This window comes from Ferrimonas sp., assembly GCF_048263965.1.
Taxonomy (GTDB): domain Bacteria; phylum Pseudomonadota; class Gammaproteobacteria; order Enterobacterales; family Shewanellaceae; genus Ferrimonas.
This window is the reverse complement of the sequence record NZ_JBLXDO010000002.1, coordinates 198,479-213,370: the sequence shown is the minus strand read 5'-3', so window position 1 is coordinate 213,370 and position 14,892 is coordinate 198,479. Positions and strand designations below refer to the sequence as shown.

Here is a 14,892-nt window from a genome sequence, read left to right as displayed (position 1 = left end):
GTTTTAAGTAGCCTGCATCATTGTGTCATCAGGCGCAGGCGAGTTGCTCTGTTTTTTCCGAGATGACCGTAGCCTCGTCTTGTCGAGAAGTAGATTCATAACTCAAGGTAAAGGTATGACCGAAGCAGTAGAAGTAAAACAGCAAAGCCCTCAGGGCCAAGAGGTAGGCAAGGCCTCCCAGTATTTCGACTGGGAGATGGTTGATGGTAAGCCAAGAAATTTTGACAACTGCGCTTTGAAGCGTGGAGGCTATGCCGGCTTTTTGGTCAATTATCTTAATGGTGAAGCAGAAGACGGCTTTGTCCTGAACCTTAATGGTGGCTGGGGTACCGGAAAGACGGAGTTTGTGCGTCGCTTGTATACTAAGCTGAGAAATGAAGACCATCCTGTTGTCTTCATTGATGCTTGGACTTCCGATTTTGCTAAAGATCCTTTACTGGTTATTGGTTCTGAGTTGATTAACCAACTTAGTCATTGCACTGAACGATTAAATTGCCCAGCTGACCTGGAAAAGATTAAAGAATGGTGGGCCAAAGGATTTCAACTTGCGGTGAAGGGAGTTGCCATGGCGGGTAGTGTGGCAACGACCGGCACACCTGCTGTTGGAAATAGGTTGGCTGACATGTTTCTTGGTTGTGTCGATATAGAACCTGCCAAGTTGGCTGATGGCTTAAGCGGAAATTATCAAGAGCAGAAAAAGGCGATAAATAAGGTTCGAGATCATTTGGAGTATTTGGCATCTTATTTAGATGGTCTCAGTGGAGTAAATGTGCCGATATATGTCATAGTTGATGAACTAGACCGTTGTCGCCCAGACTATGCTATCGAGGTATTGGAGACGATTAAGCACTTCTTCGCTGTACCTGGAGTGGTGTTTATCGTGGCGACCAACACTGAGGAGCTAGTACATAGCGTGAAAGGGACCTACGGACAAGGTTTTAATGGAGATGATTACCTTAAACGCTTCTTTGATAGACGAGTTACTTTAAGTGAACCCAGCATTCAGGATTACCTTCGCAGTACTAAACCCGAATTTCCAGGGTTGGACAATCCCCAGATAGTTTTTGGGCCTAAGGTTAGCTGTCAGGAAGATATTTATACTCTTGTTGAGCTTGTTTCAGACGCCTTTTCGTATCGTCTTAGGGATGTAGATCAACTGGTTGCCCGAACAAAAGCCTGCTTAAGACAAGTCGTAGAGATGTCTAAGAACGAGCCACAGGTGATCCATATTCTTGGATTGATGGTTGCCTTAGCTGAGTATGACCGCGGAGTGGAGAGTTTTAATCAGCGACAAGTGATGAATCCAGTTCCGCCCATACTATCTGGTATACCATCAAGTTTTCCGAAGCATGGTGAAGTGATATTGCTGAATGCAATGAAGGCATTCTGTCAGTACAAATATGACAATCAGAATCGCATTCAACCATTCATCATCGGGCCTGCTCAGGCAATATCGAACTCAGAGAGCTTTGAACAAGGAGAGCGAGATCTTGCTCATCGTCATGACTCATTCATGCAAATCGCATGGGATATCCACCATAGAAGAGCTGAAGCGAATTATTGGTACTGGGACAAGATAAAAAACTTGGTATCTCATGCCGTAGTTATTGAATAATTATTTATACTTATTTGAGGTTTCCTGAAACCTTTCCTGACCCGCTAATCCCTTCGCCCCCGCATTATCGGGGGCATGAAAACCTCAAATCTCACATTCGCCCTTAGCCAAGCCGCCCTGACTCAGGGCTGGCAACTGGCTGCCCTGACCACCGAGTCTATGGCGGTCACTGCCCTGTCTGCCGAGCTGGATATCAGCGCCGACGACGGCTGGGTGCAGGCTCTGCCCGATGGCGAGTTCTCCGCCGTCGATGGCCGCCCCCGTGATGTGCACTCTGGCAAGTGGCGCATGGACGCCGAAGCCTTTGCCGCGCTTAAAGCCCATACCCAGCACCAGCAGGGCGATTTGGTGATCGACTATGAGCACCAGACCCTCAACAAAGAGAAGAACGGCCAGCCTGCTCCCGCGTCCGGCTTTTTCAGCATCGACGACATTCAGTACCGCCAAGGGCAGGGGCTCTACATCAAGCCCCGCTGGACCGACAAAGCCCGCGCCCACCTGAGCGCCGGTGAATACCGCTACTTCTCCCTGGTGTTTGCCTACGACACCGCTACCGGTCGCCCCCAGGCTATCCACTCTGGCGCGCTCACCAACCGCCCCGGCGTCGATGGCATGCAGCCCCTGGCCAGCCTGATGGCAGAAATTACCAGCACCACTCCAAGTACCACCTCACCCGAAAAGGAGTCACCCATGAAAAACGCCCTGACAACCCTGCTGGGGCTGCTTGGCATCACTGTAGAAGGCGATGCCGAGCCCAGCGAGGAGCAAGTGAACCAGGCCAAGGAGGCCATCAGCAAGCTCAAGCAGCAAGGCGAGGCCGCCCTGACTGCCCAGGAAATTGACCTGACCCAGTATGTGCCGGTTGCGGCCTATAACGCCGTGTCTCAGCAACTGGCGGCACTGACCGCCGAATCTGGCAAGGAAGCGGTGAAACAGGCCGTGGAGAAGGCCCAGGGCGAGGGCCGCATTCTGCAGGCCGAAGTCGGCTACTACACCGATCTGGGTAATCAGCATGGCCTGGCCGCGCTGACCGCCCAACTGGAGCAGCGGGTGGCCATCCCGGCGCTCTCCACCCAGCAAACCACCACGGTCACGCCACCGGAAGATAAGGGCGGCGAAGCGGCCCTGAGCGCCGAGGAGAAGCAGATGGCCGATGCCTGGGGCATGAGCCACGACGAGTTTGCACAAGCTAAGAAGGAGCAGCAGTAATGGCCATCATCAACAACGCCACCCTGAACGCCCTGCGCACCATGGTGCGAAAGGAGTTCCAGAACGCCCTGGTCAACGTTGACCCCAAGTACAAGCAGATCGCCTCTGTGGTGCCCAGCAACACCAAGAGCAACACCTATGGCTGGCTTGGCTCTATGCCTGGCTTCCGTGAGTGGATTGGCGACAGGGTGATCAACTCCCTCAAGGAGCACGGCTATCAGATCACCAACAAGACCTGGGAGAACACCATCGGCGTGAACCGCGACGATGTGGAGGACGACAACCTGGGGATCTACACCCCCATGGTGCAGATGCTGGCCCAGGAGGGCGCGGAGTTCCCCGATGAGCTGGTGTTCGCCCTGCTTGAGGATGGCTTTGCCAGCCTGTGCTACGACGGCCAGAACTTCTTCGACACCGACCACCCGGTGAACGCCAAGCACGATGGCAGCGGCGCCAACGCCTCGGTCTCCAACATCAAGGTGAACGGCACCTACACCGGCAAGCCCTGGTTCCTGCTGGACACCACCCGGCCCCTGAAGCCCTTTATCTACCAGAGCCGCCGCGCCCTGGCCCTGAACACCCTGTTCAACCCCACCGACCCCGAGGTGTGGACTCGCAACGAGTTCCAGTTCGGTGCCGACCTGCGCAGCAACGCTGGCTACGGCTTCTGGCAGATGGCGTTCGGGGTGAAGGACGACCTTACCGCCGCCAACTTCTGGCACGCCTACGAGGCGATGAAGGCCTTCACCCGCGACGGCGGCAAGAAGCTGAAAATTCGCCCCAACCTGCTGGTGGTGCCCACCGAGCTGGAACAGGCCGCCACCAAGCTGCTGGAGCGCGAGTTCATCGACGAGGGCGGCACCACCGTCAACAACGAGCTGAAGGGCAAGGTCAAGTTGCTGGTGGCCGAGAACCTGTAACCCCAATGGGGCCGGGCCCAGGCGCGGCCCCCAACATGGAGAGCGTATGAAATGGCTAAAACGATTTTGGTCACTTGTCTGGCGAACTCTGGCTATCGCCGTGCGGGCTTGGCCTTCCAAAAAGGCGAAAACCACCTGGAAGCGGCCCAGCTTAGCCAGGCGCAGCTGGCGGCCATTGAGGGCGATCACCGTCTCTCAATTGCCCAGGCTGACCCTGAAGGGCCCGTGGTCGAGAACCGCCTGGGTGATGGCTTAGACAGTGCCGAGGGGTTGAATCTCGCCCTGGTGGAAGATGAGCTGCTGCGCCCCTTTGTGGCGGTCATCGACCAGTTGGCTCGCAGCGGCGAGCTGACCGAGGGCAAAAAGCCCAAGGTGGACGAACTGGCCTTCGAGACCGAGGACGACCAGGGCAAGGCCATCAAGGTTAAGCCGACTGCAGCCCAGCGTGACGCCGCCTGGGAGGTCTACCAGCAGTTGATTCAGCAGCCGCAAGCCGGCGCTGCAGAGCAGGCCCAGGGCGAGGGCTAACCCATGAGTCGCTACGCCACAGTGGCCCAGATGCAGGCCCGCTTCGATGCCGATGAGCTTGAGCAGTTGACCGATCGCGACGGCAGCGCCGGAGCCATTGTGGAGCCGGTGCTTCAGGGCGCCCTGGAGGACGCCTGCGCCGACATCGACCTCTATCTGGTGACCCGCTATCAGCTGCCCCTGGCCCAGGTGCCCACGGTACTGGAGCGGGTGTGCTGCGACATCGCCCGTTACCGGCTTTACGACACCCGGGTGACCGATCAGGTGCGCGACCGCTATCTGGATGCGGTGCGCCTGCTCGATGCCCTGGCCAAGGGCAACGTGGCCCTGGGGCTGGCTGACGGCAGCGAGCCGGCAGGGGATGAGGCCAGCATCGAGGTGCAATCCTCGGGCAGCGTCTTTGGCCGGGGCAACGGAGGGTTTCTGTGATGCTCGATGCCATCAAGGCCCGGCTGGAGTCCCTTAAGGACGAGAAAAACCGACCGCTGCTGAACCAGGTGGACACTGCCATGGGCCTGGCCAATGTGCGCAGCCGCCCCCTAAGGGGCAGGCGCGCCGCCTTTGTGGTGCCCCTGTCCGACCGTCCCGGCGGCAACCAGCGCGCCGTGGGCGAACCGCTGCAGCAGGTGACCCACCAGGTGGGCATTGTCCTGGTGCTGCGCGGCCTGGAGGAGGACAGCCTGCAGGCCCTGCGCCAACGGGTGCGCCAGGCGCTGTTCGGCTGGCAGCCTCTGCCCCAGTGCGACCCCATGCTGCTGGGCAATGGCGATCTCTACGGCATGAGCGATGGCCAGCTGTGGTGGCTGGACCGCTTTACCACTTCCCAATATCTGGAGGCCGACCATGGCTAACAAACGACTCTGGAAAGACAAGCTGGTGGTGCTCAAGGCCGAAGCCAGTTACGGGGTGGATGCCACCCCAGGGGCCGGCGATGCGGTGCGCTGCGCCGAGGTGGGCCTGACCCCCATGGATGGTGACTCCCTGGAGCGCCCCTTTGTCAGCGGCGAGCTGGGCCACAGTGAGCAGTTCCTGGTGAACACCCACGTCAGCCTTACCCTCAAGGTGGAGCTGGCCGGCTCCGGCGCTGCCGCCACCCCGCCCAAGTGGGCCGGCATCATCGCCGCCTGTGGCCGTCTGGCCAACGTGGACAACACCCCTGGCAGCGAGCATGTGGACTTCGAGCTGACCGACCAGCCGGAGGCCAGCGTTACCGTGTATTTCTACATGGACAAGGTGTTGCACCAAGTCACCGGCACCCGGGGCACCTACAAACTCACCTCCAACGCTGGCGAGTTGCCCTACCTGGAGTTTGAGCTGAAGGGCCTGTTCACCAAGCCCCAGGACGATAATCAGGTGGCTGGCAACTTCGAGGGCTGGACGACGCCGCTCAAGGTGGGCAGCGCCTTCACCAGCTTCACCCTGGCCGGGGTGCCGCTGACCCTGCTGCAGTACAGCTACGACGTGGCCAACGAGTACGGCTACTCGGATCTGGTGAACGGCGAGGAGGTGGAGATCACCGACCGGGCGCCCACCCTCACCCTGCTGGTGCGGGCCACCGATCTTGCCACCTTCGATCCCTTTGACCTGGCCGAGAACCACAGCCGCATCGCCTCGGAGCTGGTGCATGGCGTCGCCGGCAACCAGATAGAGCACCGCTGCCCTGAGCTGCAGCTGGAGCGCCCCACCTACCAGGAGAGCGACGGTAAGACCTGCTACCAACTCACCCTGAGGGTGATGGCCAAAGACACCTTAACCACCCGTTAAACCCCCTTTAAGGAGAGACCATGTTTCGACTGATGAGCGAGCCAGCCGTGAAGGGCTGGCCCTGCACCATCGATGTGCCCGCCGATGGCGGCCAGATGGTGGAAACCCACATCACCCTGGACTTTCGCCTGCCTCCTGCCGAAGAGCACGACCAGTTGCTGGGTCTGGGCAATGACCGCCAGTTTCTGACCAAGGTGATCCAGGGCTGGGGCAACATCGGTGGCGCCGATGGCGAGCCCCTGCCGTTCTCCCAGGACAACCTGAACGCCGTGCTGGATCAGCCGTTTTTCTGCATTGGCGCCCTGGCTGCCTTTAAGGACGCCTACAGCGGGGCTGCCCTAAAAAACTCGATGAAGCGGGAAGTTACTGGTGTGGCGGCTCTCGCAAAGACCCCCGAGGAGTAAGCGAGGATATGCAGCGCTTCGGAGCCACCCCGGACCAGATAAGCCGCGCCGTGGCCAACACCGGCGGCGATTGCCTAGTGTTGCCAGAGAACTGGCCGGCGCTGCTGTGGTTTCTGGAGGTGGCCGACCTGATGCGCTTTAGCGACTTTGGCCGTTGCCTGGGGCTGGACTGGGTTCAGGTGCAGGCCGAGGCGGCGCTCTCGGCCCGCGCCATCGAGCCGGCGCTGTTCGCCAAGCTGCGCCGCCTCAGCCAGGCGGCGATGCACCACTTCAACCAACGGAGGGCCAGCCAATGAGCGACTTGAAGCTGGCGCTGATCCTCACCGGTGACAACGCCAAACTGCTGCCGGCCCTCAAGCAGTCGGAGCAGGCGGTGGGCAAGTTCACCGCCGCCACCGAGGCGGCTACCCAGGCCAACAGGCGCAACGCCAAGGAGGGCGACAAAGGAGCCAAGGGGGTCAAGGCCCAGTCTATTGCAGTAGACAGCTTTGCCACCGGCGCCCAGGCCCAGTACGCCCAACTGGAGCTGGCGGTGCGCGCCTATGTTCAGTCGCTGCAGGAGGGCGGCATGGTGATCGCCTCCAACGGGGTGGTGACCGACAAGCTGGGCAAGGCCAACCAACAGGCCACCGAGCAGCTGAAACTGCTGACCCAGGCCCAGAAGAAGCACGCCGGGGCCGCCCGCAGCAACCTGGGAATGATGGGCAACCTGCGCGGCATGGCCCAGCAGTTCGGTTACCAGGTGCAGGATGTGGCGGTGCAGCTGCAGATGGGCACCAACGCCATGATGGTGTTCGGCCAGCAGGGCTCACAGTTGCTCGGCATTCTGGGCCCCGCCGGCGCTCTGGCCGGTGGTGTGGTGGCGGTGGGCGCCGCCCTGGCTACCGCCTTTGTGCCGTCGCTGATGGACTCCAGTGACCAGGTGGAAACCCTCACCGACAAGCTGCAGGAGCTGGCCAAGGCTTCCACTTTAACCCGCGAGCAGGCGGCGGTGCTGGTGGAGCAGGAAGAGCAGGCGATCAAGACCGCCAAGGAGCAGATCACCACCCACCAGGAGCAGATAGATCAGCTCAAGGCTCAGCAGCACAACCAGGCGCTGGTGATAGGCAACTACGACAAGGGTTCCAAGACCTACCAGAAACTGGAGGCGGCCCAGCGTAAGGCCGCCAAGGCCCTGGCCCAGGGAACCGCTGCCCTGCAGTTGCAGCAGGGGGCCATCGAGGAGGCGGAGCGGCGCAAGCGGGTGTGGAACGCCACCACGGAGAAGAGCATCCAGGCACAGGAGAAGGAGAGGAAAACCGGCGAGGAGGGCGCCAAAGCCGCCATTCGTTATCAGGCCGAGCTGCGCCAGGCGCTGATTGCCACCGACCTGGCCGAAGCTCAACTTCGCGCCCAGAGCGCCAACCGGGTGGCCACCGCCCTGGACCAGCAGCTGGCCATGGTGAAACGGGCCAGCAGCACCGAGCTGGAGCTGCGCAAAGAGCAGTATCAGCAGCAGGCCGACGCCCTGGAAAACCTCTACATCCACGGCAGGGTGACTCAGGAAGAGTTCGACACTTGGTCGCGCCGGCTGGATGAATCCTATGCCCGAGACAAGCAGCGACTGATGCAGGAGCAGGCCGGCTGGCAGGGGCAGCTGCTGCAATCCCTTAAAGAGGCCCAGCGCGGTGTGGGCGATCTGTTTGAAGATCAGGTGTCCCGCTTCAGCGAGGGGATGGGGCGCGCCTTCGAGTCGGCCCTTATCGACAGCAAGAGCCTGGGGGATGGGGTGCAGAGCATCTTCGAGGGGATGGCCCGCTCCATGGTGGCCTTCTTCGGTGAGTGGGCCACCCAGCGCCTGGCCCAGTGGGTGCTGGAGAAGACCCTGGGCAGTGCCGAGAACGCCGGTTACATCGCGTCTGTCGGTGGCCGGGGGGCGGCAGAGACTCAGCTGGGCGCCCTGGCCGCGGCGGCCAGTACCGCCGCCATTCCCATCATTGGTCCGGCGTTGGCTCCCGGCGCCGCGGCGGTGTTTGAGGGCTTTGGTGCCGGCCTGACCGCTGCCGCCGTGGGTGCGGCCAGCGCCGCTTTCGCCGGTGCGTTCGACAAGGGCGGATACATCCCGGCGGGGCAGTGGGGGATCATGTCTGAGTTCGGCCCCGAGCTGTATAACGGCGTGCCCGTCATGGGCCCGGCCACCATCACCAGCCGCGAAGAGACCGCCAAGTTGCTGGGCGGCCAGAGCATCCACAACAGCCAACACACCACCGTCATGGCCATGGACGCCAAGAGCTTCGACAAGTGGAGCCGGCGCAACGCCAGCAGCTTCGACCGGGCCCAGCGCCGCGCCCGCCGTAAACAGGGATTAAGGAGTTTTTAATGGAGCGTTTTCCCGAGATGGGGATCAGGGCGTTGACTCCCGGCCTGGAGGCGCCGGTGGTCTCTTCGCTGGCCAAAGGGGGCAAGCGGTTAAAGCGTATGGGCCTGACCCACAACTTCATCTGCGACGTAGAGGTGACCGCCCAGAACCCTAAGAAGCGCGCCGCCGCCCTGTGGTTTTTGAACCGTCACCGCGCTGGCGAGTTCGAGCTGGTGGTGCCCTTTGAGTCCTTCGCCAACGGCCCGGCGCCATCCGGTGTTCAACTGGCCGCCGATGCCGGCAAGGGGGCCAGCCAACTGCTGCTGTCCGGCTTTGCCAATGACTTGGCTGAGGCGGTGTGCGCCAATGACCCGCTGCGCCTGGGCAACCACACCAAGGTGTATCGCATGGGGGCGGCGTCTTCCAATGCCCAGGGCCAGGTGACCGTAGAGATTGACCCGCCACTGCGTGTGGCGGTGAGCGCCGGCGAGCTGGTGACCCTGGACGCCGTGCCCTTCACCGTGATGCTCGACGGCTTGCCGGAGGGTGACATCACCAAGCCCTACAACCCCATCAGCTTTGCCGTGGTGGAGGTGGTCTGATGCGCGAGTACGTCTATCCCAATGGCTTGGTGGAAAACGTGGAGGAGCGCTTTGCCAACCACCTGCTGGTAAAGCTGTCCCTGGTTAGCGGCCCTCTGTGCCTGACCGATGCCCCGGTGGCCCTGGAGTACGCCGGTGACAGCTATCTGCCCAGCGGCCACCTGCTGGAGGCGGGCAGTGTGGACAGCAGCGCCGAGTTGCAGGTGGACGACATTGACCTGGTGCTGTCGGCGGTGGATCTGCAGATGCTGGCCCTGCTGGCCGCAGACCACAGAAACCGGCCGGTGGCGCTGCACCGCGCCTGGGTGGATGACCACTACCAGGTGGCGGCGGTGGACGACACCTATTGGGCGGGGATCATCAACAACCTGGATGATGAGCAGGACGGCGAGTCCCACACCCTGACGGTGAACCTGACCAACCACCTGGCCACCTTCGAAGAGCCTGGCGGCATGCAGCTGACCCAGTCGGAGCATCAGGCGCGCTTCCCCGGTGACACCGGGCTGCGCCATGCCCTGGTGGCCGACCGGCCCAAGGGGGAGTGGGGTCATGAAGACCTGGCCCAGGGCGGCGGCCTGTTCGCCGACAAGGTACGCACCCCAGGAATGCAGATAGATCTCAACCTGGACGCCAGCGCCCAGAAGCTGCCCATCGTCTTTGGCCGGGCGGCGGTGACGCCCACCGCCGTCTATCGCCACATCACCGGCCAGGACAAGCGTTACCTGTGTCTGGTGGATGCCATCTGCGTGGGGCCGATTAAAGGCATTCACGCCACCGAACTGATGGGGTTGGACATCGCCAGCGCCGAGGGCAAAGCCCGGTTTGGCATCGATGGCCGCACCGGCAATGGTCGGCCCTACATCGCCTACCAGGACCAGCGCCTGGGGCAGGGCAGTCATACCGCTTACCCCTGGCTGCTGAACTACCCCAGCGGCGTCAATCATCCCGGCAGTGGCAACTTTCCGGATTTTCTGGCCAGTGACACTTTCGAGGGGATGGCCAGCCGCTGCCTGGTGCTGCGCAATCACAAGGACGGCCCCTATTCCGGCGAGCCGCAGCGCAGGTACATCGTCGATGGCTTGCTGGTGTGGGACCCCAGGGACAGCGCCCAGCAGGCCAATGACCCCACCACCTGGCAATGGTCGGCCAATCCGGCCCTGTGCGTGCTCCATTTCCTGCGTATGGCCAAGGCGGACGGCGGTTGGGGCCTGCCCCTGGAGCGCCTCATTCTTGATGACTACATCGAGGAGGCCAACTGGATAGACACCACTCTGGTGACCGGCAGTGATGGCAATGAGCGCCCGGTGATGAGTTGCAACCTGGTGTTGGACACCCATCAGGGCCGGCTGGATAACCTGCGTGAGCTCTACAGGTGCTGCCGGGCCCGCCCGCGCTGGCGCGCCGGCAAGCTGGGCTTTGCCATTGACCGCCATCGCCCGTCTGTAATGCGCCTGGATGAAAACGACCTGGTGGGTGCTCAGGTCGCCACCCCGGAGCGGGACCAGCGCAAGAACCGCATCACCATTGAGTTTACCGACGGCGCCAATGGCTACGTGACCAACACCGCCACCTGGCCAACCCCGGATGACCCGGAGTTTGACCAGTACCTGGCCGATGATCTGGGGCTGGAGCAGACCGATACCATCAAGTGTCCGGCCATCGATAACTTCGATGAGGCGCTGCAGATGGCCGAGGTGCTGTGCCGTCGCAGCCGCTCCAGGGAGACCGGCAGTTGGGAGCTGCCCCCACGAGCCGCCGCCCTGGAAGGGGGCGATGTGATTGAAGTGACCGATGCCGACCGGGGCTGGGGCCAGCGTTACTTTCAGTTGGTGACCGTGACCACCAGTGGCAGTGCTGAGGAACTGGAGGTGCACGCCGAACTGGAGCGCTACGACCCGTCCATCTTTACCTGGCGGGATAAGCCCCTGCCGCCGCCCTCTCCCGATTACGACATTCCCAGCCCGGTGGTGGTGCCGATGCCCACTGGCCTGGCCTACCATGCGCCCACCGACCACCAGCCCCAGGGCCGACTGACTTGGGATCATGACTGGGATTGGACGGTTCACTACGATGTGGTGGTGTTTGCTGGCGAGAGCCGTATGGCGGCAGGCCCGGCCAGTGAGGGGGAGTTTCTGATCCCGCCGCTGACGGCAGGCAGCTACACCGTAAAGGTGGTGCGCATCTCCAACCTGGGTAAAGCCTCGGAGCCGGCCAGCTTCACCTTTGCTCTGACGAAGCCCGCCGCCCCGGTGGCCGCAGAGGTGGAGGCCGGAGTGACCTCTCTGGTGATTCGCCCGCGTTTGGCCAGTGGCATGCTGGGGTACAGCGGCACCTTTAATGTGCGGTTAAACGCCGCCAACAACTTCGATTCTGCAACCTATAAAGCCACTGGCCTGGAGCTGACCTTTGCTGGGTTGGCCCCCAACACCAGTTACTTCGGCTGGGCCCAGTTTGAGAACCTGCTGGGGGAATCGTTGTGGTTCCCCTTCAGCGCCACCACCACCGATGGCAGCGAACTGGCCGACCTGCTACGGCCACATCTGGATGACCTGAAGAGCTTCACCTGGTTTGCCTGGGCCGACAACGACCAGGGGGCAGGCTTCACTCTGGACAAGGAGCTGGGTAAGGCCAAGGCCTGGATGGGCACCGCCGCCAACCAGAGCAGCCCCCACGCTTCGGTGAACTACCAGGACTACACCTGGAACCGCATCCGCGCCGAGGTGGGCGACATCTTCACCCCAGAGGAACAGGCTCAACTGGACAACCTGGCCCAGGGCCGCATGCCCGATAACAGCGGCGATCTGCTGGCCCTGCAAGCCGCTCTGGCGAACGCCAACCTAGGCAACCAGTGGGTGGACCTGGCCAAGCTGACCCAGAACGGCGTCACCGCCGCAGGGTTGGGTGGGGAAACCCCAGCAGGGGCTCAGGGTAGGGCGGATGCGGCCAAGCTGGCCGCCGAGCAGTACGCCCTGGCCCAAGCCAACCTGGCCGAAACCAAAGCCAAGGCCCACACCGATAACCAGGTAAACGCCGAGGAAGCCCGAGCTATTGCCGATGCCCAGGCCAAAGCGGAAGCAGCCCGGCAAGCGGCGATCACCGCCGCCGCTGCCGATGCACAGGCAAAGGCCAATGCGGCCAATGCCAGCGCCCAGAGCCATGCTGACGCTCAATTGACGCTCTATCGCCGCTCCTTGCCTGACTTCTTTATGGAAAACGGCCTGCAGAGCCTGACGCCTAATGCCTATGGTGCAACCGCCAATACTGCTCCGATTGGTAATTACAGCCAGTATTCATTGCATCAGCTCGGAGAGCACGGAGGCAAGGTTGTCAGGGCAAAGGGGACTGCCTGGTTCTATTCCAGCGCGGTATTCCCGGTAGACACTAGTAAGCGATACAAGGTGCGCTTTAAAGTCCGCCAATATGATAACGGCACTGGTTCGCGCTACCTCTATGCGGGTGTAGCCACCATGGATAAGGACCTTAATGGCATTACTGGAGGCTCGGGCACCCATAGATATTGTGCTGCCTCAGGAATAAACATTGTCGCTAGCCAAGGTTGGCGAACCTTTGAGGGCTATATCTCCGGAGAGGGAGACGCTCACAACAATTTCAGGCCTGGTACCGCCTATGTACGGATAATGGGCATCGTCAACTACAGCAATGGCACTGGTACTGCTGACATTGATGAACTCTCTATCCATGAGGTGACTGAACAGGGCGATCTGATTGCTATTGGTATGGAGACGACTGCCGGGGCCCAAAGTCGGGCCGATGCCGCCAAACAGGCGGCCATCAATTCTGCGGCGCAGGATGCACAGACTAAGGCCAACAATGCCAAAAGCGGGGCGGTGAGCGACGTCGCCCAAGGCAGTTTTAGCGCCCAAACTGGGCTTATTACTTCCTTGATGGCCAACTCTGGCTTGTTTAATCAATTGCAGGCTCAACTCGCGCTATTTGGTGGGCTTGGGGCAAACAGCATTGCGGCTGGAGCCATTTTGACCGAGAAGCTAGATGTGCGTGCTCGCCAGTTGGTGAATAACTTCAGCCAAACCGGTGAGCTGACTGGCTGGGATGGCAGTCATAGTAGCTTCCCACTGGAAACCATCACCGTTGAGGGCAAAGCGCAGCAGGCCCGCAAGGTCACCACATCTGGAAACGTACAGCTCACCTCTGATTGGTTTGAAATAGACCATAACGCGATCTACGAGGTGTGTTTTTCTATTTATCGCCACAGTGGTGGCGGAACGGGAACACGATACTTTGGACTGTATGCTGCAAACACTAAGGGAGGGAGTTCTCAAGTTGTAGATACATTCTCACCATCTACACGGTATCTGGTAACGACCACTTCCAATCCATATTTCTGGTATGGCGACATCTCCAACGGCCAGATCAGGAAGATGCGAGCCTTTATTGTGGGTGCAAATGCGAACCCGGAGTCGGTGCCTGAGTGTGAGAATGTGCACTATTACTTCAGGTTAAAAGCCGATCAGAATTTTGTTTGCTTGCGAGCACTTAATTACTACAACGCCGGAGTGACCACAACAGACTATTGGCTGCATCCATCGGTACGGGACATCAGTGGCGGCAAACTCTCCGCTCAGCAGGTGATCGCCGACCAGGGCATGTTCAACACTTTGCGCTCCCGCATCGCCCAGTTCGGCGGCATCACCGCTAATGAACTGACCGTAGACAACGCCTTGATCACCAAGCTGGTGGGCAGCAGTGCCTTGTTCAATCAGTTGATGGCTCAGATGGCCACCTTTGGCGGGGTGACCGCCAACGCCATCGCCGCCGATGCGATTGAAGGCCGGCACATTAAGGCAGGGCAGAAGCTGGAATCGCCGGTGATCGCAGCCCAGCAGTACACCTTGCTTGGGCCCAATACCATGAAGGTGGAGCGTGAGACTCCCTTTGGGCCAGATGGCCTCATTGAATGGCGGGGCCCCAAGTTGCTAAGCGGCGGTGAGCCCGACTGGAACAACCTGCGCAAGTCCAACGCCAGCTACTGGTACGATCAAAACAACGACAGCTACCACGGCGGCAGCCTCTCCGCCGGTGTACTGAAGAACGGCGCCGAGACCACCAACAAGAACAGCTACGGGGCGGGCACCTATCCCATCACCCTGGGCCCCTTTGGCACCAATGGCCGTCGCAAGAACGTGGTGGTCAGCTTCCGCTATGCGGCGGACTCCACCACCAGCGGCACGCCCAGTACCAGCGGCAGATCACTGACCTATCAGTTGCAGCGCAAGATTGGTTCGGGCAGCTGGGTCACCCTGAAGACCGAGACCATCAGCTGGACCCCAAGCCGCCACTTCGAAGACGAACTGGGCCGCTGGATAGTCAGCGAGTACGTTTCGGCCTCTTCAACCTACACCGATACCAATACCAGCACCGGCGATTTCAATTATCGAATCCTGGTGAGTTCGCACACTCGCTATCACGCAAACTCCAGTGTCGATTATCAGATCCTGGGCATCATCAGCACCGAGCAATAAGGAGCGTTTAA

The 14,892-nt window shown here is 60.7% G+C and carries 12 protein-coding genes; all 12 read left to right on the top strand.

Annotated elements, in window-relative coordinates; genetic code table 11:
• Nucleotides 1-115 precede the first annotated feature (115 nt).
• The 12 genes from ACN0RV_RS03775 (at nucleotide 116) to ACN0RV_RS03720 (ending at nucleotide 14,881) form a co-directional block, all read left to right on the top strand.
• Nucleotides 116-1,615: a KAP family P-loop NTPase fold protein gene (locus ACN0RV_RS03775; RefSeq protein ID WP_417345711.1), complete on the top strand. Its 1,500-nt coding sequence runs from the start codon at nucleotides 116-118 to the stop codon at nucleotides 1,613-1,615.
• 75 nt (nucleotides 1,616-1,690) lie between these two features.
• Nucleotides 1,691-2,824 (top strand): phage protease, encoded by a 1,134-nt coding sequence (locus tag ACN0RV_RS03770; protein ID WP_417345709.1) that lies wholly within the window; start codon nucleotides 1,691-1,693, stop codon nucleotides 2,822-2,824.
• The gene (locus tag ACN0RV_RS03765) at nucleotides 2,824-3,744 is read left to right on the top strand and encodes a Mu-like prophage major head subunit gpT family protein (protein WP_417345707.1); all 921 of its coding nucleotides are present in this window, start codon (nucleotides 2,824-2,826) and stop codon (nucleotides 3,742-3,744) included. The genes ACN0RV_RS03770 and ACN0RV_RS03765 overlap by 1 nt, the downstream gene beginning before the upstream one ends.
• 51 nt (nucleotides 3,745-3,795) lie before the next feature.
• The gene (locus ACN0RV_RS03760; protein ID WP_417345705.1) at nucleotides 3,796-4,272 is read left to right on the top strand and encodes an HI1506-related protein; all 477 of its coding nucleotides are present in this window, start codon (nucleotides 3,796-3,798) and stop codon (nucleotides 4,270-4,272) included.
• Between the two features lie 3 nt (nucleotides 4,273-4,275).
• Nucleotides 4,276-4,701, top strand: coding sequence for a gp436 family protein (locus tag ACN0RV_RS03755; RefSeq protein ID WP_417345704.1), 426 nt, complete (start codon nucleotides 4,276-4,278; stop codon nucleotides 4,699-4,701).
• On the top strand, nucleotides 4,698-5,123 hold the full coding sequence (locus ACN0RV_RS03750) for a hypothetical protein (protein WP_417345702.1): 426 nt from the start codon (nucleotides 4,698-4,700) through the stop codon (nucleotides 5,121-5,123). The genes ACN0RV_RS03755 and ACN0RV_RS03750 overlap by 4 nt, the downstream gene beginning before the upstream one ends.
• Entirely contained in the window at nucleotides 5,116-6,036 is a 921-nt protein-coding gene (locus tag ACN0RV_RS03745; protein WP_417345700.1) for a phage tail tube protein, read from the top strand. Before ACN0RV_RS03750 ends, ACN0RV_RS03745 begins: the two co-directional genes overlap by 8 nt.
• Before the next feature lie 20 nt (nucleotides 6,037-6,056).
• Nucleotides 6,057-6,440: a hypothetical protein gene (locus ACN0RV_RS03740; RefSeq protein WP_417345699.1), complete on the top strand. Its 384-nt coding sequence runs from the start codon at nucleotides 6,057-6,059 to the stop codon at nucleotides 6,438-6,440.
• 8 nt (nucleotides 6,441-6,448) lie between these two features.
• Nucleotides 6,449-6,736 (top strand): hypothetical protein, encoded by a 288-nt coding sequence (locus ACN0RV_RS03735; RefSeq protein WP_417345698.1) that lies wholly within the window; start codon nucleotides 6,449-6,451, stop codon nucleotides 6,734-6,736.
• Nucleotides 6,733-8,799, top strand: a complete 2,067-nt coding sequence (locus ACN0RV_RS03730; RefSeq protein WP_417345696.1) for a hypothetical protein — start codon at nucleotides 6,733-6,735, stop codon at nucleotides 8,797-8,799. Before ACN0RV_RS03735 ends, ACN0RV_RS03730 begins: the two co-directional genes overlap by 4 nt.
• Complete coding sequence (locus ACN0RV_RS03725) at nucleotides 8,799-9,380, top strand: hypothetical protein (protein WP_417345694.1); 582 nt, start codon at nucleotides 8,799-8,801, stop codon at nucleotides 9,378-9,380. The genes ACN0RV_RS03730 and ACN0RV_RS03725 overlap by 1 nt, the downstream gene beginning before the upstream one ends.
• On the top strand, nucleotides 9,380-14,881 hold the full coding sequence (locus ACN0RV_RS03720) for a phage tail protein (protein WP_417345692.1): 5,502 nt from the start codon (nucleotides 9,380-9,382) through the stop codon (nucleotides 14,879-14,881). Before ACN0RV_RS03725 ends, ACN0RV_RS03720 begins: the two co-directional genes overlap by 1 nt.
• Nucleotides 14,882-14,892: the final 11 nt, after the last annotated feature.